Annotated in this window: 22 protein-coding genes; 4 read left to right on the top strand and 18 right to left on the bottom strand. The window is 40.5% G+C overall.

From position 1 onward, the window contains the following. Window positions 1-134 precede the first annotated feature (134 nt). The 3 genes from HP548_RS28255 to HP548_RS28245 all read left to right on the top strand — a co-directional run bounded on the left by HP548_RS28255 (window position 135) and on the right by HP548_RS28245 (window position 2,471). Entirely contained in the window at window positions 135-1,061 is a 927-nt protein-coding gene (locus HP548_RS28255; RefSeq protein ID WP_175383512.1) for a DUF2268 domain-containing protein, read from the top strand. After that, window positions 1,036-1,803: a MerR family transcriptional regulator gene (locus HP548_RS28250; protein WP_175383511.1), complete on the top strand. Its 768-nt coding sequence runs from the start codon at window positions 1,036-1,038 to the stop codon at window positions 1,801-1,803. The genes HP548_RS28255 and HP548_RS28250 overlap by 26 nt, the downstream gene beginning before the upstream one ends. Window positions 1,804-2,132: 329 nt before the next feature. Then, complete coding sequence (locus HP548_RS28245) at window positions 2,133-2,471, top strand: hypothetical protein (RefSeq protein WP_175383510.1); 339 nt, start codon at window positions 2,133-2,135, stop codon at window positions 2,469-2,471. A 396-nt stretch (window positions 2,472-2,867) separates the two neighbouring features. Here HP548_RS28245 and HP548_RS28240 read toward each other — a convergent pair whose 3' ends face one another. The 6 genes from HP548_RS28240 to HP548_RS28215 all read right to left on the bottom strand — a co-directional run bounded on the left by HP548_RS28240 (window position 2,868) and on the right by HP548_RS28215 (window position 8,992). Next, the gene (locus HP548_RS28240) at window positions 2,868-3,251 is read right to left on the bottom strand and encodes a hypothetical protein (RefSeq protein WP_175383509.1); all 384 of its coding nucleotides are present in this window, start codon (window positions 3,249-3,251) and stop codon (window positions 2,868-2,870) included. 227 nt (window positions 3,252-3,478) lie between these two features. Continuing rightward, window positions 3,479-4,669, bottom strand: coding sequence for a matrixin family metalloprotease (locus HP548_RS28235; RefSeq protein WP_175383508.1), 1,191 nt, complete (start codon window positions 4,667-4,669; stop codon window positions 3,479-3,481). A gap of 521 nt (window positions 4,670-5,190) precedes the next feature. Further along, a complete protein-coding gene (locus HP548_RS28230) occupies window positions 5,191-7,650 on the bottom strand; it encodes a DEAD/DEAH box helicase family protein (protein WP_175383507.1) in 2,460 nt (819 codons plus the stop codon). Next, window positions 7,634-7,960, bottom strand: a complete 327-nt coding sequence (locus tag HP548_RS28225; RefSeq protein WP_175383506.1) for a nucleoside triphosphate pyrophosphohydrolase — start codon at window positions 7,958-7,960, stop codon at window positions 7,634-7,636. The genes HP548_RS28230 and HP548_RS28225 overlap by 17 nt, the downstream gene beginning before the upstream one ends. Window positions 7,961-8,477: 517 nt before the next feature. Next, window positions 8,478-8,666 (bottom strand): hypothetical protein, encoded by a 189-nt coding sequence (locus tag HP548_RS28220; RefSeq protein ID WP_175383505.1) that lies wholly within the window; start codon window positions 8,664-8,666, stop codon window positions 8,478-8,480. Next, window positions 8,666-8,992, bottom strand: coding sequence for a hypothetical protein (locus HP548_RS28215; protein WP_175383504.1), 327 nt, complete (start codon window positions 8,990-8,992; stop codon window positions 8,666-8,668). The genes HP548_RS28220 and HP548_RS28215 overlap by 1 nt, the downstream gene beginning before the upstream one ends. A gap of 141 nt (window positions 8,993-9,133) precedes the next feature. On the opposite strand from HP548_RS28215, the gene HP548_RS28210 reads away from it, so the two are divergent. After that, window positions 9,134-9,475 (top strand): helix-turn-helix domain-containing protein, encoded by a 342-nt coding sequence (locus tag HP548_RS28210; RefSeq protein WP_036606225.1) that lies wholly within the window; start codon window positions 9,134-9,136, stop codon window positions 9,473-9,475. Between the two features lie 73 nt (window positions 9,476-9,548). On the opposite strand, the gene HP548_RS33795 is transcribed toward HP548_RS28210, so the two are convergent. The 12 genes from HP548_RS33795 to HP548_RS28155 form a co-directional block, all read right to left on the bottom strand. Continuing rightward, window positions 9,549-10,121, bottom strand: coding sequence for a DNA/RNA helicase domain-containing protein (locus HP548_RS33795; protein WP_217504858.1), 573 nt, complete (start codon window positions 10,119-10,121; stop codon window positions 9,549-9,551). Then, the gene (locus HP548_RS33790; protein ID WP_217504857.1) at window positions 10,093-11,403 is read right to left on the bottom strand and encodes a DNA/RNA helicase domain-containing protein; all 1,311 of its coding nucleotides are present in this window, start codon (window positions 11,401-11,403) and stop codon (window positions 10,093-10,095) included. Before HP548_RS33790 ends, HP548_RS33795 begins: the two co-directional genes overlap by 29 nt. Before the next feature lie 17 nt (window positions 11,404-11,420). Next, window positions 11,421-12,230: a hypothetical protein gene (locus HP548_RS28200; protein ID WP_175383503.1), complete on the bottom strand. Its 810-nt coding sequence runs from the start codon at window positions 12,228-12,230 to the stop codon at window positions 11,421-11,423. A gap of 48 nt (window positions 12,231-12,278) precedes the next feature. After that, window positions 12,279-15,416, bottom strand: a complete 3,138-nt coding sequence (locus tag HP548_RS28195) for a DUF3427 domain-containing protein (RefSeq protein WP_175383502.1) — start codon at window positions 15,414-15,416, stop codon at window positions 12,279-12,281. Between the two features lie 231 nt (window positions 15,417-15,647). Beyond that, window positions 15,648-16,124, bottom strand: a complete 477-nt coding sequence (locus HP548_RS28190) for a hypothetical protein (RefSeq protein ID WP_175383501.1) — start codon at window positions 16,122-16,124, stop codon at window positions 15,648-15,650. Continuing rightward, a complete protein-coding gene (locus HP548_RS28185; RefSeq protein ID WP_175383500.1) occupies window positions 16,124-17,323 on the bottom strand; it encodes a WXG100 family type VII secretion target in 1,200 nt (399 codons plus the stop codon). The genes HP548_RS28190 and HP548_RS28185 overlap by 1 nt, the downstream gene beginning before the upstream one ends. Window positions 17,324-17,979: 656 nt before the next feature. Continuing rightward, window positions 17,980-18,150, bottom strand: a complete 171-nt coding sequence (locus HP548_RS28180) for a hypothetical protein (protein ID WP_175383499.1) — start codon at window positions 18,148-18,150, stop codon at window positions 17,980-17,982. Between the two features lie 65 nt (window positions 18,151-18,215). Then, window positions 18,216-18,698, bottom strand: coding sequence for a hypothetical protein (locus HP548_RS28175; RefSeq protein ID WP_175383498.1), 483 nt, complete (start codon window positions 18,696-18,698; stop codon window positions 18,216-18,218). Window positions 18,699-19,009: 311 nt separating this feature from the next. After that, entirely contained in the window at window positions 19,010-19,816 is an 807-nt protein-coding gene (locus HP548_RS28170) for a hypothetical protein (RefSeq protein ID WP_175383497.1), read from the bottom strand. 196 nt (window positions 19,817-20,012) lie between these two features. Then, the gene (locus tag HP548_RS28165) at window positions 20,013-20,456 is read right to left on the bottom strand and encodes a hypothetical protein (RefSeq protein ID WP_175383496.1); all 444 of its coding nucleotides are present in this window, start codon (window positions 20,454-20,456) and stop codon (window positions 20,013-20,015) included. 231 nt (window positions 20,457-20,687) lie between these two features. Then, window positions 20,688-20,945 (bottom strand): hypothetical protein, encoded by a 258-nt coding sequence (locus tag HP548_RS33540; RefSeq protein ID WP_246318255.1) that lies wholly within the window; start codon window positions 20,943-20,945, stop codon window positions 20,688-20,690. Between the two features lie 56 nt (window positions 20,946-21,001). Then, the gene (locus HP548_RS28155) at window positions 21,002-21,442 is read right to left on the bottom strand and encodes a hypothetical protein (protein WP_175383495.1); all 441 of its coding nucleotides are present in this window, start codon (window positions 21,440-21,442) and stop codon (window positions 21,002-21,004) included. Window positions 21,443-21,553: the final 111 nt, after the last annotated feature.

Below are 21,553 nucleotides of genomic sequence, written 5' to 3'. Positions count from 1 at the left end.
GCCAATTTTTTTTTACAACTTATCTTAGAATCGGATCGATTAATGCACTTAAACGTATCGCAAATTCCTCCTTGACTGTTACGTAAGGTCATACTTGATAATGGGCTCAAGTTCACCTAAAGGAGAGATCAAGGATGAAGATTATCGCGTTACGTTCAGATCAAATCTATGAGGAGATCATCCAGGCTGCACCCGATGAGAAATTGGAGTTATACCGCGAGCGTATGATGGGTCCCTTTATGAACAAGTGGAACATACAACAGATTCCGTTTCGATCTCAAGAGCCTTACGGCTTCGACGTGATCATGATGAATAACTTGTTGAATATCGCTCCCGAAGATATCACACCTGAGATTAACGAATCGTTAGCAGCGATTTCGTCTGAAGCATTTTGGCAACAGTGTCATGAAGCTGTTCGTAGAAGTTTATCTACCTTTACAGATCACGGGATTGAGCTATCGGTCTCCGAATATCTATACACGATTTTATTAGGCGACAAGAATAGCCCGTCACTCATGATGAACGAAGGCATCAGCGGAGATGGTGGAATCCCGGGTTATATTATTGCGAACCTGACCCCCAATAGCTATACTCTACCTCGTATGCAATCCGTGTTAGCTCATGAATGCAATCATAACGTGAGGTATCAATTTATCCAGTGGGATCCACAGATTACCCTTGGGGAAATGATTGTTAGTGAGGGGCTGGCCGAGAGCTTTGCGACATCCCTGTATGGAGAAGAGTTGCTAGGCCCATGGGTAGCCAAAACGGATATAGAGACTTTGAACACCTTCATTAAACCAAAAATGAAAGACCAGTTGCATGTCACCGGTTTTGACCAGATTAATCCCTATCTATACGGCGATGAACTTGCCATCATTCAAAACTTCACGCCCGTAGGTATGCCCTATGCGGCTGGCTATGCCTGCGGTTATCACTTAATTCAATATTATCTGAACAAAACAGGTACACCGATCACCGAAGCAACCATTACTCCGGCAAGTGTTATCCTTGCTGAAACAAAGGACTTTTGGAATGAAGACACCCTATTTCACCGTTAAAGATATCATTCAAATTACAGGCATCACCAAACGCGCATTACATTATTACGATAAAACGGATCTATTGAAACCGAGTAAAGTCGAGGACAATGGCTATCGGTATTACGATCAAGAGGCACTCGGGAAACTGCAAATGATTCTGTTGTTCAAAGAAATGAATTTCTCCTTGAAAGACATTGCAGCCATGATGCAACTCTCCAAAAAAGAACAGAAAGATATCCTAAGAGAGCATCGCAGCACACTCGTTCAACGCAAACAAAAGCTCGAAACCATCATCGACCAATTGGACGAGTATGTAGATGGGAAGGATATCTCTCATCTTCATCTGTTTGACGACTCTTCCATTCTGTCCATTCAAGAGCAATACGAATCCGAGGCGAAGTTTGTATATGGAGATACCGAGAAATATCAGGAATTTGAAGCCAATGTGAGCCAGCTATCTGCGGAAGAGCAAGAACAAGCCTACCAGCAGTTCTCGGTGAACATGGAACAGGTATTTCGGAAATTGGCGAAGCATCAGGATCTGTCCCCTGCTTCTGGTGAGGTGCAGGCGCTAGTGCGTGAATGGAAGAGTTGTCTGGAGCAATTTATGAGTTGTGATGCTGAGATTTTGAGATGTATTGCAGAAGCCTATACGACGGATCGTCGCTATGCGGGTTATTTTGATCAGTTTGGTGATGAGGAATTTTTGAAGTTTTTGTATCAAGCGATTATGGTTTTTGTGGAGGGTGGGGAAGCATAAGTTGCTTTCAAGCTCCTCCAGACGCGGTAACACGACAAGCGATTAATTACACCCGTTCCTAGAATCCAACGCTCCTTCTCTTTTTTGCCCATAACTTGTCAAGCTTATAAGTTACGGAGGACTGTCTGACACAGAGGAACAAGAATATCATCAGAAGGCGATTACCATTTCGATTCGCCTTTTTTTTGTGAATCGAATCTATTTTATAATATTTCTGAAACTTTTCTTGATTTATTTTGTTATACATTATTAGAGTTGGAAAATGATTTCATATATATTATGTTACATACAATCATTTTCTGCTTAAATAATTTTAGGAGAGTGAAGAAATGTTTCAGGGCAAGGTGAAATTGTTTAGATTAAGCTTGCCTGCATCTCTTATGTTCACAGTGACTAGCACATCTTTGTATGCAGCTCCTATTGAACCAAAAGAAGGGCTGTTTTTTGCTACAACCGAAGAAAGCACAGACACAGCAAAATGGGTAATTACACCAGATTGGTTACAGAATCTTCAGTCAACAGATAACTTTCAACTCGGCACCAGTTGGAAGGCAGCTTCTGCATATCCTTATACAGGACTCCAAATAAGCCATGTCACGGAATGGCACAGTGCTGTTGAACACATGTTTGATTTAAGTAACACATTTAACGTAGGGTATAATTGGTAATGAATAATTTCCAAAAAATTGTATCTGTTTTACTGGTGCTGATAACTGTCTTACTGAGTCTTATCTATTCTGAAATGAGGCATAGCAACAAAGTACAAGACGGTATTCATAAATATTTGTATAATGCTGACTAAAGCATAAACCCCATTAAATTTCTGTTTTCAAGGAAGCTTAGTAAACACTAGGCTTCCTTTCCTTTGTCCTTAAAGGTATACCTTTACAGATTATATACGCCTAATATGGTCGCACTCATACGAACATGTAATGTAGTATAATTCTAACTTTTCTTTAAGGGTAGTAAAATCAGAAAATACAGGACAAAAAAAGCCCTTGTAGGGCTTTTGAAATTATTATAAAATACTTTACCAGTGTTTGGGTGATCCATAAATACTTTCTTTAACTTTCTCTTGTCGGAGTATGAGTAGCGACTCTCCATTGACCTTTCTCATAGATTAATGTTATTTTTGCAGAGAGCGAACCCTCATTGGAACGATACTTACTGACCTCTATGGTAATGTTATTATCTGACTGTTGCTCCTGCTTTTCAATTTTCAGTAAAACCCCTTTAAGCTTGCTTTCAGACTGTTCAGACAGTCCTTCTTCAACCAATTCTTCATAGGTTAGGTTATATATCTTTACATTATATTTGCTTTGAAGGTAATCCTCGATGCTTTTTTTATCAGAATCCTTTATTGGAAGTCCTTTATCGAAATCCAATGAGATATACTCCATGTTTTCATTAAGAGCCTTATCTGTTGATATTAATTCATCCAACGCCACACGGTAAGGTTCACCTAGTTCATTCTGCTGGCTTGAGCCAGTAACACCACTTCCGCAAGCTGACAATAAAAAAACCGCTACAACACTGAGAATAAAATATATTGACTTTACTTTTATGACAATCCCCTCCTTGGCACTTGTTACCTAATAAACGTAATAAAAACCATAAATGTTGCATTTTAATTTAAAAAGCAGCCCACTCGGGCTGCTTTTTTATACCGTTCAAGTTAAATATTACTTTCTTGACCTTCTGGAAGATATAATTTCGGAATGTTATTTAATTTGTTATATTTTTCGATCAAATTAATTTCATTCTGAATATTGTTAAGATCCAAACTGTGAGTATCTGTACTATTTTTGACTACGCCTTGTGACTGTGACTGGATACCAGAATCAAACTTTCCTTGAGCTTGTCCTACCAAATAATAGCCGAAATCGTTCTTATCCGGTCTCGATCCTTTATTGCCAGTAAGAAATACAATGGCTTCTTCTCCAATTTTAAATGTAGGAGAGGCTTCTTCATTGAGGGTGTAAATCATATTATCTGTTTCCCCACCCTTAACCCGTATTGTTACTGTTTCACCAGGTTCTCCTTTATAAACAGTTTGAACCCGAATGGTAGTATCTGTGACAGGGAATCCTTCAAAGTCTTTTTTCACTTCTTGAGAAATAACTGTTCCAGACACAATAACATCAGCTTCATTTACAAGCTGATTCTTATCAAATTGAATAACTTCAGCTTCAGAATGAACAACAACCTTATCACTAAGATCTGAATTGGAGCTTTCATCATCATTTGTTCTCAGTGAATTAGTTAACCATCTCGACACTGAAGCTTGGGCTGCCTCCCGATCAGCAGTTGTCAACGTTCTTTTGTAGTCTGTATTCAATGATCCCTCTCCAAACATGGTATCTTCATAAATCGGAGAATGCCCTACACGAAGAGAATGACCGAATTCATGAGTCATCGTACTTTGAATATCACGATAATTTGGTTTTGGAGAGTTGGACCAGTTGTGGCTGCTGTTAATTCTTATATCTGATTCAATTACTTTTCCGGCAGAATTGAGATAAGGCACATGTTCACCGGTAAACCCATCAGCTCCGTAAGGATATTTTGTTATCGTATTGATGTTGTTTTGGCTTGGTGTCGAATCATTGGTATCTGAAGCCGATTTGTAAAGAAAGCTGCCTGAAGGCAATGCGTTATTCCATTGGCTCATTGCAGTTTGCATTTGTGTTTTGGTAGTAGAATCAAAAGTAGATTGGACAGAATAAGTGACACTTGATCTTCCCTGTGGCCAATAGTTAGGGTACAAATCATGACTGTAGGCAGCGAAAGACGTTCCTGCGCTACTCATTAACAAAAGTAATGAGCCAGCTATAATTAAAGGTTTTTTCAATTGTTTTTTAGACATCTTGTTTCCCCTCTCAATAAATCTAGAATTTAGTAGCTTAAAAATAAAGTGATCTGAAATGAACTCGAACCTTAGATCATACAAGAGCACCTCCCTTCAAAGGTTCCCCGTGAAATGCTTATAAAGCAATGTGTTCTATATTCTCAGTTGTGCTAGGCTTTACTAAGCAAAAGGGCACATACCATATATACCCTATCAAAAAGGTAAAGGTTTCATTAAAATGTTATTTTTTATCTAATTCGCAATCTTTAAGAAAAAAAGGGCGATTTTCTCACCCCCCCCCCCTTACCTTTATGGTATTTTTTCCGGGCTTTATTTGGCAGCTTGAAAAGATATACCTTTGAGACCCGTGAGGTGTATAGTATCAGTGAAAATGGAGATCACGATCACATGGTTTCATGCTACAAAGTAGTATTTCTTGATTCCGAAATGGTTCCAATTGCTTCATATATCTTTTCAAAAAAAGATGGGGGTACTATCAAGGAATATCATCGATGAATAATTTAGTTATAAAAATATTACTAAACTCTTAATGTAACCGCTACTGTCCCACGTTCAAAATACACATGCAACCGATACAGACAAATCTCCTGCGTCCAGCGATACAGCAACGCCCGTTCCTCCGCATCCTGCACCTGCACATTCAGTGAGAACAGGCCATCCTCGAATCGCGTTATGCTACCCTTCGCCACGCTCCACATAGACATCGGCATATCAATTATCAGTTTCTCAATCCGTGTTGCCGTCCTCTCGTTCCATTCCCAGAGCGCAAGCTTGTCCTTGTCTGAAAAGTCTTTCCGTTTCCGGTATTCCTTCTCCGTCAGGTACGTATGGAAAAAGCTTGCCATCTCCCCCGGCGTGATCGGGTCCATCCAGTGCGCTTCGCCTCGCTCCAACATGTACAGCAGTACGATCATCTTATAGCTTTTGTTCATGACCGTCTTCTCTACATCGCGCAGCCATGCCTCATGCCGGACGTACATCTCTCCCACAGTCGGAGACAACAACTCCGCCCAATACAGAAATCCAACATACGAACCAAACTCGCTCCGATACCCGACACTCTTCGAACGCCCCATCAGGTGCAGTTCCAGATACGTCGGAATACGCCCCAGCTCTCGCTTCACATCCAGAAAATCCTGATGCAGCTTCTCGCGGCGCGGTAGCCGTTTGCGGCTTAGCTCCTGAAGTAGGTTCACCACCCGGGTCTCCAGATGAATCCCACAGTTAGCCGGAACCTCAGGCACTGCCGAATCCATCGCTTTTCCGCTTCGTTCCTCATCTCCGCGCACATCCAGAAGGTTCAGCTTCACATCCGCATTCCGGTAGTTCCCGATCAGGTCGATGATGACACAATGCGATTTGCCCTCCGCCAGTCGTAGACCACGCCCCACCTGTTGGGTGAACACCGTGAGCGACTCGGTTGGACGCACGAACAATAGCGTATCCACACGTGGAATATCCGTACCTTCATTGAACAGATCCACCGTCAGCACAACCTCCAGCTCACCCGCATCAAGCTGTCGAATGGCTTCCTCCCGCGACATCTCCGATGTGCGCGAATGCAAACTGAGTACCTTCACGCCCTGACTTCGGAAATACGCAGCCAAATAATCCGCCTGCCGGATCGACAAGCAAAAGCCAATTGTTCTCGTCTGTTTGTGCCGGACCCAGGCTGCATAGATCGTCTCTACGTGCTCCTCTTGCAATTGAACGGCCATGAGCTGTTCCTCATCATACTTTGTCCCGATCCAGCGAATCTGCGAATAATCCGTATCGTCGAATACCCCGTAATATTGAAATGGCGCCAGCCAACCTCGCCGGATCGCTTCGATAAAATGCATCTGGTACGCCACATTCCCATCACAGAGCGCATACACATCCTTGCCATCCAGTCGATCCGGGGTCGCCGTGATGCCCAACAGGAACCTTGGCTGAAAATGCTCAATCACCGACATATACGTCTTCGCCGCCGCATGATGGAACTCATCTACCACGATCTGATCGAATGCATCCGCTGCAAAACCATCCCGGTGCTTCTGCATACTCAGCGTAAAGATCGAAGCATACACACAATCCGCCGTCCCATCCTTATACTGCCCGTTATAGATCCCATGACTGCGCTCCGGCATGATCCGTTGAAAAGACTTCTTCGCCTGGAACAGAATCTCTTCACGATGCGCCACAAACAACATCCGCTGGAACCGCTGGGAGAAGAAACCCGCCAGATACGTTTTGCCAAGCCCGGTCGCCATAACGACCATCGCCTTGTCGTACTGCTCCTCCATCGTGCCATGAAGTGCTTCGAGGGCATCCAACTGAGCAAAGCGCGGTTGAATCGGCACCAGCGACAGCTCGGAGGTTTCTTCCTCTTTGTCCTCTGGTAGACCTGTGCCAAATTCCGCTTCTTCCATCTCTGTGATGCGCTGGATCATCTCCGGGTTCTTCTGGTGATATTTACGGTACTCTTCCTCATAAAGTTCAATCGAATCCGGGTTCACCGGCAGGGTTGTCTCGTGGTAGAAGCTCTGCATGAACTTATCCAAAGCCATCTGGAACGTATACGGCTCCGCCTCCGCATTCATCGCCAGATTCCATTCATACCCCGTCTTGAGCGCCGTGAACGAAAAGTTCGACGAGCCGACGATCAACAGTCCTTCCCCGTTGTCATGATCGAACAGATACGCTTTCGGGTGAAAAAAAGTCCCCATACTTCGCCACAGCCGCGCTTCAATTCGTGAATCGACCTCACAGAGCGCCCGAAGTCCTTCCGGCTGCGTGATATACAGATAGTCTCCCGCGAGCATTCGCACCTCAGCTCCACGTTCTGCTGCCCGTTTCAAATGCGGAGCAAGCAGTTTCACACCAGACTGCATAATAAAGGACGTCATAATATAAATCCCGGATGCATGCTGCATCCGGGCAATCAGTTCGTCTGCCAAGTTATCTGTAATGAGTTTAACGTTAAGCTTCGTCGACATCGATCAGATACACTCTCTCCTGGAATCCACCGCGTGCCTCAGCCTTGTCCGCACGTAGCTTATCCAATTGCGCCGCATTCGCTCCATGCACCTCAGCCAGCGCCCGGATCACTTCGAGCATGTCGGCCAGTTCTTCTAGCGCTTCCTGATCGCTTCTTGCACTTAAGTACTCATTCGATTCTTCTTGCAGCTTTGTTCTTAGTTCTTGCTTATACTCCTCCGGGTCCAGAATGCGTGTGCGGCATTCCTTACCGCTGGATGTGATAATATGCGGAATCTTGTCCCGCACCAATTTGTTGTATGTAGGCATGTGGTATAACATCCTTTCTGCTGTGAGAGCCTTCAAGCCTCGCGCTAGAATATCCCTTTTTTGCCATTATACCATTTGCTAAGAAGAGGGATGGTGGATTTAATAGAAAATGATTAACAAACACACCAACGGGCACGACGTCAACAATGCCGCTGTCATACTGATCTGTCCCGCGACTCGTCCTCCGGTAAACTCTTGCCGTGAAAAGAACATCCAGATCGAGAGGTACGTAGCGCCTAGTGGGAATGAAATTATCCCTCTAAACGTACTCGGTTCCATATACCCAGTCATCATGCTTTTACCAATTAGGATTAATGTAACCAATTCCAATATAGATAATATGAAAAACACGATAGCAATTACTCTTTTCAAAATGTACACCTACTTTCCCGATGCAAAGCAAAGAAAATCCTTTGTAATCTCTGCATCATATCCCCTTTATTTGGAAGATGTCATTTTGTAAGCGTAACACAGATAAATCAAACATTTAACCCAAATGATCAATTAAAAAAACATCTTACTCTGATGAATTATCATTCAATCGAATGGCTAACTCTCCCAATGTGTCTTCTGTTCGTTGAAGAAGCATTTCAATGTTGTCCAGTTCTATTGGCTGGTCGTTCGGGTAATCTGCTAGGGAAGAAATATGTTGTATCGTGCCGATGAACAAAGCGATATCCACTCCGGGTTCAGTGTCCGTATGCACTAAGGCAAGATTTCGTTCATCGTGAGTTCCTTAGGTGGATGTACTGAATGATACTTATAGATATAAAGCGCCTTGATCATGGAGGCTAGAGCCCAATCACAGAGAATGAGGCAGGCTTTGAACTGATTGTGATTACGCATGATAGTGGCAAGTTTGAGATGATACTTAGCCTGTTGGTGATAGGCCATTATTGTGGTACGTAGCATATGGTAAGCAGGAATATCTTTGGACCTAGGTTGTGTGGAGATATCATGGTCTTGTAAACGTGGGGTAAAATCTACTTGGTGATTACAATGTGCTTCGGTTATGGACCAATTTCTTGCCATTGTCATCCCTCCAAAGAGTTAATACCAGTATTATACAATAAAACGATACTTATAGTAATCAAATAAATTATTTGTATTCTTCGTTTGGTGTTTACCTTGAGGAAACTTGTCTACACTTTTGAACATAGAGAGGTGAATACCATGAACGAGGACAGAGAAGTTTTGAAGCTGGTCGGAGCCAGAATTCGCGCACTACGGAAAGAAAGAGGGTATTCACAGGAATCCCTCGGAGAAAAAGGCGGATTTCATTTTTCATACATAGGACAGATCGAACGTGGAGAAAAGAATGTTTCTTTGGTGAACTTAGCAAAGATCGCTGAGTCACTGGATGTTAATTTGATTCAATTATTTGCTTATATAGAAGAAGAGTTTGAAGTAACTGAAGATGAGAAACAAATCAAAGAAATTGTACAACTGCTAAGAGATTCTTCTCCTGATAATATTCGTGTAGCCAAAAATGTTATTAAAGGAATATTGATGTGAAAACGGAAAACCCGATCCTTCTATTTATGGAAGGATCGGGTTTCTCTCTACTTTGCATAGTCCCTGGTGCACATCATCTTGAATTTGCTCTGCTGCATAAATAATTCATCAATTCTTGATCCCTACAATAAACATAACAGCCTTTCATCCCCCGAGACATCAAGATTTTATAAATATTTTTGATAAGTTTTGTTAGTTCCTCATTCTTAAATTTAAGCCCTCGTTTTCCCATTCTATCTTTGTACTCATCATAATCTGAATAAAGTTCCATTTTCTCCGAATCGAATTTAAGATCATTCCCTATAATAACGCCTACATAATCAAACTCAAGACCTTGAGACGTATGAACGCACCCGATCTGATCTATACCACTCTCATGAATGGCCCAGGTGCTTGATATAGAACGTGCATTCCAAGGCATAGCAAAACGATGTTCTTCAATAGTTACATCCGGAATTTCCCCATTGCGATTACCTTCTTTATCAGCTGTCCAATTCCAAGCAAAACCTGCCAACATCCTCGCCTTATACCCCTGATCGTTTTTACCTTTGATTAGATCGTATACTTCGTTAGGCGTGTCTACTAATTTGAATTCAAAAGAATCTTGATCCCAACCATCAAAAGGTGGGACGAATCTGTAAAGCATCATCAACCCAATTCAAAAATCCTTCTGCTCCAGAACAACGGAACTGTGCTGCTAGTGAATATTCATGCACTTCCGAATTATATAGGGCAGCTAAACGTTTAATCTCGTCTATAGATCCTATATCTTCAGGACGAATACGTTGAAAATCATCTATGAAAAACACATTCACTTTAGATGCTTTTATGATATCCTCGATCTGATTCTCCCCAAGATATTGATATGCTCCTTTACCTTTTAAGCGATGTGCCTCATCCACAACAAGTACGTCGTACATATCAGCTGGCTCTTTGTAAAACTGACTTGATCCCGTAAATAACATCTTTGTCCTAGTCTTGTTTCTAGCTTGTCGCTGAGTCAAGGTCTCTACCATAACCGTCCGAAATGAAGCATTCGGGGCAATGAATTTAACATTTAACTTGTTTCTAAGTAATCCACCAAGTGCATTCATAGATATCACTGATTTACCAGTTCCAGGCCCACCTTGCACAATGATGGTTCGTTTTACATCTGTTTGTTTGGCAAGGCTCATAATGGCCTCATACGCGACCTTCTGCTCATCAAGTAAAACAAAATCAGAGTTCCCTTGAAATAATCCATCAATATGATCAATTAGTCTCTTAGAAGGACGAATCTTACCATTCTCAATTAAATAAAGTAAATTAACTCCATTTCCTTCACCTACATGCCTTTTTAGAAAATTTTGAAGTTTAGAAGCATCATCGGCTAGAAACAAAGGAGCTTCACGGATGATATCCTGATATTGATTATATTGAAGGGGGTCCGGGTGTACTGTCCTGTAGTTATGTAGATATGCACATGAGTATCCGTTAATATCTTTGGAATATACGGCCTCATTCATATCACTCAAATACTGTTTGTATGACCATGCTTGATATGAAGGATGCGGTGTCTCTCTTGTTCTACCTCCAATAAAGGCCCTTACGACATCCTCGCGATCCATAGCTTCTACTGCATCCCATTGTTTTAACTCAACGATCACAAAGTTATCATTCTTTTGTTCATCCTGACCTGCAATGATAAAATCTATTCGTTTACTTGTAGAAGGAATGTTGTACTCAATTAATATCCCGCAGTCATCTGCTACCTTCGAATTACGGATAATTTTCTCCATAAACTGCATAGAGTTGTTCCAAGCTCGTACTTCCCCTTGATTAGGTCTTTTTCCCATACCTTTAATAAATGCTTCTTCAATCTGAACTGTAATTTGGTTGTTGTCAACTGATTCTCGGAAAGCTAATGCGTTACTGCTGTAGATAATCATGATGCACCGCCTATACGTTATTCATTAGAATTTTTCTTTACTCTCAATATATGAATTTCCTCTGTTAAAACATTTTTTCGCTCTTCAACTCTATAAATGGCTGCTTCTTCTTTAATCTTTGAATTACCTAACAGAAAGTTTTCTTTATCAATAAGATGATAAACAAACCACTTTAAGCTTGTATCATGCTTATCTGTGATATAAAAACAGCCATAATCATATTCACTAAATTTTTCATTAATTTTCTTGTTACTGAATTTTATAATAATCATAAAAACTAGAGTAGATAGACCTAATACTATGGTAACAGCAACTATCGTTAATATGAATTCATCGCTTGGAGTAGGTGAAAAGCTTACCTTTCCTGATAATATTGATTGAGCAACTGAAATTGGAAATAGTGAAAACATACATAAAGTTTGAACTAACAACATGAATTTCCACAATATAATATTCTGTACTCTAGAAAGATTTTTATCGAAATAGCTGTTTTCCCTAAGAGAGATATACAAGATTAGTAGATAAGAGAAAGCACCTATAATAGAAACATATTGGATGAAATATTCACTTACTTCAATAAAATAATATACAGTTGTTAAGATTACACTTAAAACAAAGCCTAGGATTAACTGGGACAAAAAATATATAGTCTTGAGAATCATTTTCTTTTCTTTCGAAAAAAATAACTGTTCTATCTTGGTAGATGTTAGTGTCGTTATGAATTGATTTTTTCGTAAAAATGTATATAAAGCACCGATAAAAATAATTATACTACTTAGACCACTTAACCTTGAAAGTAAAGACCATTCAGCGATTTGACTCCACACTTTCTATAACAACTCCATTCTAACTTTTAACTTCTAATCTAATATCCGTTAAACAATACACTTATTCGCCACCGCTACCATCTTCGCAGGCATCTCTTCCCGTAACCGCCAAACAAAGCTCATCGGTTTGTTCCCCTCATGACTCACATAATCCGCTTCGCCTAAAAAGACAAATGGAGATGTATAGCCATGCTCCTCCTTATACTCCCGCACGAACAGGGCTATTCGGTTGCCCGTCTCCCGGTGATGAATATATCGCTGCGCCGTAGCCGTATGCTCCGACACCCGGCTCTGAGTCTGCCAGTGGAACAGACGCTCGTTAATCGCATAATCCTCATACAGCGTAGATGGAGAGAAATCTTTGTCCGATTTGTTCAATGTAATGAAGAAAATATCGGTCTGTTCATCCGCAAAATACTTCACGCCTTCACGGAAGGCGGGCGATTGCTGGGCATTCCAATAACCGAAGGCGGCAAGCACTTGGTCCATGGAGTACATACAGTGGATATCCAGTGGACAAGTGTACGGGAACGAATTGCTTTTATCCACAAATCGCAGATGAGCCCGATTATATTTGAAAATATCCACAAGCTCTGCTCGGAATGCTTCACAAGACAGCACACGCTGTACACCCTCTTCGATGCTGCTCAACCCTAGTCTCTCAGGCGCGGCACGGTGGAAAGTGTAATAGAACATAATCAACATGCGCTGTTCATCAGTGTTGGTCGGTTCATCGCCTTTTTCAATGTAGTTAATCAGGAACGTTAGCCAGCTTCGGGAGTTAATCGTCAGCACAGACGGCAGTCTGCGGATGTACTCATCCTTCTCACTCTCGATTGGCTCTGTCAGTCCGGCTTCGGCCAACATACCCCGGAAATACCTTTTGCCCGTACGTCCACCATACAATTCATATAGTGTCATCCCGTGATGCTCTACAAAATGAGCCAAGGTCAGCGGCAGTCCGGTATCTTGCTGGAACGTTAGAAGCTTCTGGATCAACGCTTTGCGATTACGACTCATCTGCTTGAGGTTGCGCATAATGTAATCTTTCGCTTGCTTTTCCAATTGAATGAACGTGCCGCGTGGCAGGTTCGAAAAGCCGTTCTCGACGTAGTACGAGATGGAATGTTTAGTAGCGCCGATCAGAGCGCGGAATTTATCCTGGAACCTGTACTCCTGATGCGCTTGTCCGATGAAGTCGAGCACGGTCAGGCACTCTTTGCCATCCGCCATCCGTAGTCCACGTCCCAACTGTTGCAGGAATACGGTCAGACTTTCGGTAGGACGCAGGAACAGAATGGTGTTCACCTCAGGGATATCCACGCCCTCATTGTACAGATCCACGACAAAGATCATGCGCAGTTCCCCGTTCACCAGCTGTCCTTTCGCAGAATGACGTTCCTGTTCGCTCGACCCGCCATGCAGGGCTATGGATGGAATGCCGACTTCGTTAAATATTTTTGCCATATACATCGCATGATCCACCCCTACGCAGAACCCAAGCCCCTTCACATCGTCCAGATCGGTTACATATTTGTTCAGACTTTGGATGATCTGGTTGGCACGGATTTTGTTATGGGTATAGAGCTTCTCCAGTTCGTTCAGATCGTAGCCTTTGCGCGACCACTTCACCTGGGATAGATCGACAGTATCGGTGACGCCAAAATACTGGAAAGGACTCAGTAGTTTCCGGTCAATGGCATCAGTGAGACGGATCTCGGCGGCAATCGTATGATCGAAGTAGGCGGTAATGTCTTTGCCATCCATCCGTTCCGGTGTTGCAGTAAGTCCTAGCAAAATCTTCGGTTCGTAGTGGGATAATAGTTTCTGGTAAGAAGGCGCTGCGGCATGGTGGAATTCATCCACAATGATGTAATCGTAATAACCTGGGCTGGTGATCTCCGTCAGCTTCATGGAGTTAAGACTCTGAATACTAACAAACAGGTGATCCAGCGCCTCTGCTCGGTGATTTCCCACATGCAGCTCACCAAAGTTCATATCCTTCAGGATATACCGGAACGTGTCACGGCTTTGCTTCAAAATTTCTTCGCGATGGGCGACAAAAAGAAGCTTGGCTCCCGCATGGCTTGCCCGGAATCGCTTGTAGTCGAAGGCAGAGATGACCGTCTTGCCAACGCCTGTGGCGGCAACGATTAGGTTGCGGGTTCGACCATACAGCGTACGCTCGGCGTGAAGCTGTTCCAGCACTTCCTTTTGATAATCGTAAGGCTGGATGTCGAGGTGAAAGTGGTTGGGCTGATCTTTTTTACGATTCAGAGCGGCCTTCAACTGTGCCTCATGGCCTTCATCCTCAGCTACATAACGCGTGAATTCACGGTCATTCCAATAACTCTCGAAGGTCGCTTCGATCTTGCGCAGCACGTCGAGTGAATCCTTCTCGGTCACCTTGAGGTTCCACTCCATGCCACTGGTCAGCGCCGGGTTGGACAGGTTGGAAGAGCCGACATAGGCGGTGGTGAATCCAGTATCACGGTGGAAAATGTACGTTTTGGCGTGCAGCCGAGTCACTTTGGTATCATACGAAATCTGGATCTCTGTGTTAGGTAATTTGCTAAGTTCGGTAATAGCCTTAAGGTCGGTTGCTTCCATATAGGTGGTCGTGATGATCCGCAGCTTCCCACCGCCCGCCGTGAATTGTTGAAGCTGTTCCAGAAGCAGGCGAAGCCCGCTGAATTTGATAAATGACACCAGCCAATCGATTCGATCGGCGGTCACGATCTCCTTTTGCAACTCCAATAACATACTCGGTTCGGACTTTGCACCTGTGAATAAAGAGCTTTGGCTGATAGGCGTATCTGGACGAACGATTCTGGTATCCCTAACCGCACGAATGCTGTTCAGCTTGGAATACACATGGGTCAACACTTCCCCCTGCTCATCCAGTTGCAATTCGTTGTACTCTTCTTCCCCTAGTGTGCCTTTGAGAGTAGCAATAATCTCATTACACGTTCGGATCTGCGCCAACACTGCCGTCTTATCTTCCGTCTGTTCCCGCACAATCTTGAGCGCTCGTCGGGTCACAGCCGCCAAATATGTAGACAGTAGTTTACGTGCTTCCTCTGCATCCAACTTCTCGGTCCCAATGTTATACACATCCGGGTCCAGCGCCGAAATCTCCTGTCTGGTGATTGTGTTGATAAGCTGTTCATATATGCCTTGTTTCATGAATGTACCTCGTGTGGGTGTAGGATGGTTGTGGATATGTAAGTAGTTCAAATAAATACTTGGTGAAACTAATGGTATAGCTGATAAATAACTTTCTTTTATATTATCGTCCAGCATGAGGGAAATTTCATTAGTTGTTTTGATTCCATAGAAAAAGCACCTCTACTTGTGATCAGGTAGAAGTGCCTGTACAATGTTAACTTTATCTTTGTTGTAATGTTGTTATTTCATTTAAATGATGTCCTTGGGACTCATATAGCACCAGCTATTATTATACGAAGCTTTTATCTTTTTCAGGTCATCCAAGGTATAAAACCAATCTTCCTCGATCCATACTTTTGCAACCGGGAATTCATTCAAAAATGCAAAAAGGAATTTAAATAATATATCCTCATTACCATCAAACTCACCAGATACCACTGTTTTGAAATAATCTTCTTCAGAAGAATCCCAATCAAAATTAACAAGTTTATACGGGTATGGTTCATCTGCTATCCCAAAACATAGCTGCCTGTCATAGCTATCTTTCATTGGTACATCGCTAATGCAAAATTCGCAATATTTCAACTTTTCGGTTTCATCAATCTTTTTCAGATCATGACTATGAAATAAACCTTCTCTATTACATAACTCATTTAAGCGGGGTAATAATATATTTATTTCAACACTTTCCCCACTTTTGAATAGAATAACTGCTGATGTCCCCATTATTTCAATACTCCTCCTAAATCGTCTAGTGAATTCACAACGATAACACCCGAGTCTCTTAAATGATTTATATTCTCTTTTACGTATTTATTTGACAAATCGATGGGCTTGTCAATATAGACAATAACTTCCTTCATGTCATGATTGAAAAACTTAGGATTACCTGAATTGATATATTTATCGATCTGTTCCATGTCTAAAGCAGATGTAGACTTCTTTACTTCAATAATTTGTTTACTCGTAACAACATCTAGATCCCCTGCAATCTCATTCTTTGTAATATTGTTTGCTTTCAATGCAAATCCAACTACTTCAATTCTTTGTTGAACATAATCCCCAACCTTCCCCTCAAGGGCTCTACCTGGATTAGGGCTTTTTAACGAAATTTCGATTGCTTTTGGTATATTTTTAGGATTTTGTTCAATCCAGCTAATCTTATTTCCTGATGGATTGGTGAATTCAACTTCTATCCCCTTATTTGTTTTAATCTTTATAGGTTCTTTGAGTGTAGAAGCACTCTCCGCCTTACCCCCACTCGATCCCCCCAGATCACTATGCTTATTCTCTACCGCACGAATTGCCTTTCCAAAGAACGCATAAGCCAGTACCTGACCCGCCATCGAACCACTGTAATAACCCCATCCATCCTGGTCGCCCTGCTTTATCTGTCCTTCCACGAATTGCTCTATGTCAGATCTCGCCGTTCCGTTTCCCCAGGCTGTGTCAAATGCGAACTTAATGCCTCTCCCAACATCGACCACCCTGCCCACCGTCATCGCATATGCCACACTGGCCACCGTGCCGAACGGATCATAGAAGAGCGCTTCCGCCGTCTGGCCCATTCCGGTTATCGTTTCGCCAATAGATTTATCGAGCAGCCCTACAGCGAAATCCCGTTTTAATTCTTCCGGTATGTACAATGCTACCTCGCCTGAGCCATCGGTTGTCCTGAAATTCTTCGCAATAAATATAAACTCATTCTGAATTTTATCCAACAGACCCAATGTAGCCGGGAACACTTCTTTCACCCGCATAAAATCCCAGAAGAAACGATCTCCCGTCACACCCGACCATTCGGATTGCAACATATAGATTGATTTCTCCAGTTCCCTGACCATTCGCTCCAGTTCCTGTTTCTTTTGCTGAACTAATCGGGCCTTCTCCTCCAACACATCAGGATGTACCTGAATACGTTGCATGTCGTTTCACCGCCAACCTGTTCGTAGTCATTATCCCTAAATTTTAACAAGTGAGAATAAGGATTGGAATCAAACGGAGGATTCATTTTCTCATTGGTTATCGGGTAGTTGGGGAACATTCCTGAACCAGCTCTTTTGCGCAATAGTGCATGTTTGACACTAATTATACTTTGCTGCTCTATCTCAAACGAAACAAGCCAATCAATCTGATCGACGGTCAGAGTTCCTTTTGCAACTCCAACAGCACTCGGTCGGACCTCGCGCCTGTGAATAATGCACTTTGGGCAATGGGCGTAATTATGTCTCTATTAAAATGATCGTCTTATCTTTGATAGAGATTGATAAGGCATCACTTATTCTTTGAGTGTGAACATCAACGTTCAGGCTAGTTATCTCTTTTTGCAACGCCAAAAACGAAGCTGTATTAACAAAAACGCTCATTTTCTTTATAGTTAGACTCTTATCATCGAATGAGGTAGTGGTAAATAAACTCAAATACAAGTTCCTGAAAACCGTATATCTCTTCTATGCAGCCAACCTGAAAAAGATCTCTGTCTGCTTCTAGCCCAACTTCATCATAATAGTAATATTCCAATCCCGGATTATCTGTTGCATCCACGTAGAAGATAAACGAATAGTTATTTTCTTCGACTAATTTATGGCTTATTCATGGTAGTTGTGAGGAAATGTCCATCGGTTGAGTAATTTTTACTATTGTGAAAGTTAAGCATAACATCTGCATTAAAAGCTGCAACTATAGAATCTGATAGTAACTTTTCAGTTGTATATTTTTTTCGTTCCGTTAATATAAATGCGAAAGTTCCCATTATTTTAATACTCCTTGCCGATGTCTAATCCCTATTAATACCCCGTTATTTTTAAATGTATAAAACTAGACAATCTTTTCACTGCACCACTTAGAGTCATATGGCATCTGACTTAATTTTAAAATATCCTCAGCCGTGTAATACCATTCGGCATCATCAAACCATAAATAATCCTCGCCGTTATCTTTAAAATACTCTACAACGAATCTAAAGATAAATTTGTACTCATGATTTATATTTTCAATATCTAAAGCCCAGAAGTAATTTTCGTCTTGAGTAAGCCAAGTAAAACTATCAACTGAGTCTTCTTCTACTTGATTAACATTAAATGTGAAATACTTTAAGTTGTCTTTATTATCTATGCTTTTAAAAGTACATTCATCAACATCTGATAGTGTCCCTTCAGCAGATATAAAGAGATCATCACGGTATTTATCTTTTATCAAAATGCAAAACATATTCGCTTTTTGCGCTGCTTTCTTAAAATCCTCAATGGCTTTTTCAGGAACATAATTTTCTATCTTTTTTAGGAAAATGACAGAACTCATCTCAAACAGCCCACTTTCAATTCTTCTTAATTAGATATTAGCTGAGAAATACTTACAATACATTTTCTTAGTTGATTTAGTAACTCATATAATATAGATCCTCTAACCTATATAAACAAACATCTTCCTCTTCTAAATCAACACCAGTTGAGAAGGATCTATCCATTTTAAATCTAATACTTCAACAGCGGGTTCCAGCAATCCTTAAAAAAAGTTTCTGTTGCACTGGTACAAAAAAACTCTTTTCAAAATCATTTTGTGGTTCAAGTATTTTCAATTTATTTCTATTGATTTTAGAACATACTTATCGATCATTTATCATTATTTTGGTCTTGGTGACTAGAAAATCGCTCCTTGATATGTACTTTGAGTTTTCCTGAATCTACTTTATCAAGATGCCACCACCAACTGTTAATAGGTAGGTCTCTATTCTTATCCCCAACAGTAATCAGTAATTTTCCATCATCTATATCCAATAATCTCAAAATCAACTCATCTACATGATTTATCTTTTCTTTAAGAGACTTATTTAAAGATTGAACTTTTAGATCGTCTCTCATCTCAAAAAGGTTCTTAAATAAATCTAAGTATTGCCACTCCTCTCCATCCCATCCACCGTCTTCTTCAATACACTCTATTCCACCGACAAGCTCTTCGTTTAAACATTGGATAATACCTTCGATTACTTCATCATTTATTAGTCTAGAGTTATAAAATTGTTGAGTGTTTTTAAATTTCAGATTCTCTATCTCATCATTAACAAATAATCCACTATCACCATGATATATAAACACATCCTTGCTTTTATCAAGGATCGAATAAATACTTTTACAAAAAGATAACGCCAAAAACGTAGCATTTCGATCCTTGCTAGGTTGAATAAATAATGCAGTTTTCAGATTAGTATTTTTAACCTTATCCTTAGAAATATCAAACCACATATTCCGTATCTCATCATGATCTTTAAGAATATAATAGTTAACCCATATCCAACTGTTGGATCTTTCTATTCCCCAAGAGGATATTTGATCTTTGGCACCAAACTCAGACAGCACACTATTTAATTTCTCAAAACTAAGTTCTTCTTCCATGTACATTACGATATTGGATTGTGACATTATCTTTTGTCTCCTTTAGGGTATTAATTCATTCCTCTGGAGTAGGTTAGAACAAGCAAGAATACAAATCCAATGCAGCAGCCAATCATTACAAATCGTTTCTTTAATATTATGGCAATTTGTTCTCCTAGGATTTTGAAAGTAAGAAAGACTTCTACGTTGTTTGGTAGAAGTGCCTTTATGCATTATCTGTAATTCAGTTGTGAGGTTTCGTAAAAACCGAATACTCGATATTTTCAAGAAGTTCTCCATAATGCGTCTGGAGCAATTCAAGGTAAGTTCCGTTGAACGTATACTTTCCGTTTTTAAAGAAAAATATCTCTTCTCCAGAAGTGTGATAGAATACGCCATCTACTTTAAGTGATTCTAATATAGCGAAAGAAATTTCATACATTGTTTTATACCATAATTCATATTGCTGGTTATTCTCCAATTCATAAGATATTGTTTGTTGATAAATAAAATCCTCTTCTTGAAACATCGTTTCATAAGATGCTGCTGGATGGTCAGGTGGAAAAATATTATCATAAGCAGATATTTTCAAACCACCGCTTAGATCAAACTCATGGATGAACAATGAATTGTGTTGTCTGGTTATATAATTCACTTCAAAGTTCTTACTTTCAATTACTTTCTCCAACCATAACGCATCTTGTTTTCCATTCAACCTCAATGAATATAAGAACAGTTAAGTAAACAAAGTAGGCTTGAAGTTAAATACTTCACTTGATACTGATTTAAAGAATTATTAACCATCAACTGACCACTTTCCATTCTAAGTAACTGAGCTGAACCATCTTCCAAGAATAATAGATTTCCGTTAATATATCTTATGAGCTTCCCTATGACTTTAAATAAATTCTCAATACCTTTATAAAAAATTACTCCCATACAATTGAACCCTAATGCATACATTCACATCTAAGTTATAATGCTGTTGAACAAAAGTGATATCAGAAATATCCTCTATCTCAAGAGTCAATGAGAAAAAATCAGAACCATTTACAATTTCTTCATCGTTACTATTGAAAGAAGCCGATCCGTTAACAAATTCAGTGGTATATCTTTGTAACAGTTTCCCTAAAGAATTAAGATCTAAATTAGATCGTAAAAATAATTCGTAATCCATTTTATTTATCTTCCCCAAACTCGACTTTGCAGCCCACGCAAACTTCTGAGCATCACCTAGATTATATCTCCAACCTGATAACTTAGTCCTAACCCATGAAAAGGGAATTCAGCTGATCCATTTAGCTTTTTATCATCCACAGTTATTACACTGTTTTTTCGCATTAATATTGGTTTATCATTCAACTCTAGAAGACAGTCTCCATCCATACCATTAATTAATTTTCCAATAAAGACCATTAGCTCGTCTGCCCAATGACTATAAGAAGATATAATATCAATGTAACAACTAAATTTTAATTCAATATTATAATCTTCACTTGCAAACATAGTACCAGGGCCTCCCTCATTAATGGATAGTGTGAACCCGTCGCAAGGGACAGTTAGCTCATTATTCTCTTCTATTATTATTATTTCAACATTTTGAAATAATTTAGTTAATGAATTCTTTAATTCTCTATATTCAGAGTAACCTCCAAAATAAAAATTACCAAACATATTTTTTCTCCTTTTCTAAGGTTTTAATCTCGTTATCTATTCAATCTAGTTGTTGTGATTTTATAGAAAAAGCACCTCTACTTATGGTCTGGTAGAAGTGCCTGAATCTTA

The organism is Paenibacillus taichungensis (assembly GCF_013359905.1).
GTDB classification, from domain to species: Bacteria; Bacillota; Bacilli; order Paenibacillales; family Paenibacillaceae; genus Paenibacillus; species Paenibacillus taichungensis.
This window is presented reverse-complemented; position numbering and strand designations above follow the sequence as displayed.

Coding starts and splice junctions, on each gene's coding strand:
- HP548_RS28255 (WP_175383512.1), top strand. CDS start 135: ATGAAGATTATCGCGTTACGTTCAGATCAAATCTATGAGGAGATCATC.
- HP548_RS28250 (WP_175383511.1), top strand. CDS start 1,036: ATGAAGACACCCTATTTCACCGTTAAAGATATCATTCAAATTACAGGC.
- HP548_RS28245 (WP_175383510.1), top strand. CDS start 2,133: ATGTTTCAGGGCAAGGTGAAATTGTTTAGATTAAGCTTGCCTGCATCT.
- HP548_RS28235 (WP_175383508.1), bottom strand. CDS start 4,669: ATGTCTAAAAAACAATTGAAAAAACCTTTAATTATAGCTGGCTCATTA.
- HP548_RS28230 (WP_175383507.1), bottom strand. CDS start 7,650: ATGTCGACGAAGCTTAACGTTAAACTCATTACAGATAACTTGGCAGAC.
- HP548_RS28225 (WP_175383506.1), bottom strand. CDS start 7,960: ATGCCTACATACAACAAATTGGTGCGGGACAAGATTCCGCATATTATC.
- HP548_RS28215 (WP_175383504.1), bottom strand. CDS start 8,992: ATGGCAAGAAATTGGTCCATAACCGAAGCACATTGTAATCACCAAGTA.
- HP548_RS28210 (WP_036606225.1), top strand. CDS start 9,134: ATGAACGAGGACAGAGAAGTTTTGAAGCTGGTCGGAGCCAGAATTCGC.
- HP548_RS33795 (WP_217504858.1), bottom strand. CDS start 10,121: ATGCTTTACAGATTCGTCCCACCTTTTGATGGTTGGGATCAAGATTCT.
- HP548_RS33790 (WP_217504857.1), bottom strand. CDS start 11,403: ATGATTATCTACAGCAGTAACGCATTAGCTTTCCGAGAATCAGTTGAC.
- HP548_RS28195 (WP_175383502.1), bottom strand. CDS start 15,416: ATGAAACAAGGCATATATGAACAGCTTATCAACACAATCACCAGACAG.
- HP548_RS28190 (WP_175383501.1), bottom strand. CDS start 16,124: ATGGGGACATCAGCAGTTATTCTATTCAAAAGTGGGGAAAGTGTTGAA.
- HP548_RS28185 (WP_175383500.1), bottom strand. CDS start 17,323: ATGCAACGTATTCAGGTACATCCTGATGTGTTGGAGGAGAAGGCCCGA.
- HP548_RS28180 (WP_175383499.1), bottom strand. CDS start 18,150: ATGGGAACTTTCGCATTTATATTAACGGAACGAAAAAAATATACAACT.
- HP548_RS28175 (WP_175383498.1), bottom strand. CDS start 18,698: ATGAGTTCTGTCATTTTCCTAAAAAAGATAGAAAATTATGTTCCTGAA.
- HP548_RS28170 (WP_175383497.1), bottom strand. CDS start 19,816: ATGTCACAATCCAATATCGTAATGTACATGGAAGAAGAACTTAGTTTT.
- HP548_RS33540 (WP_246318255.1), bottom strand. CDS start 20,945: ATGGATTACGAATTATTTTTACGATCTAATTTAGATCTTAATTCTTTA.
- HP548_RS28155 (WP_175383495.1), bottom strand. CDS start 21,442: ATGTTTGGTAATTTTTATTTTGGAGGTTACTCTGAATATAGAGAATTA.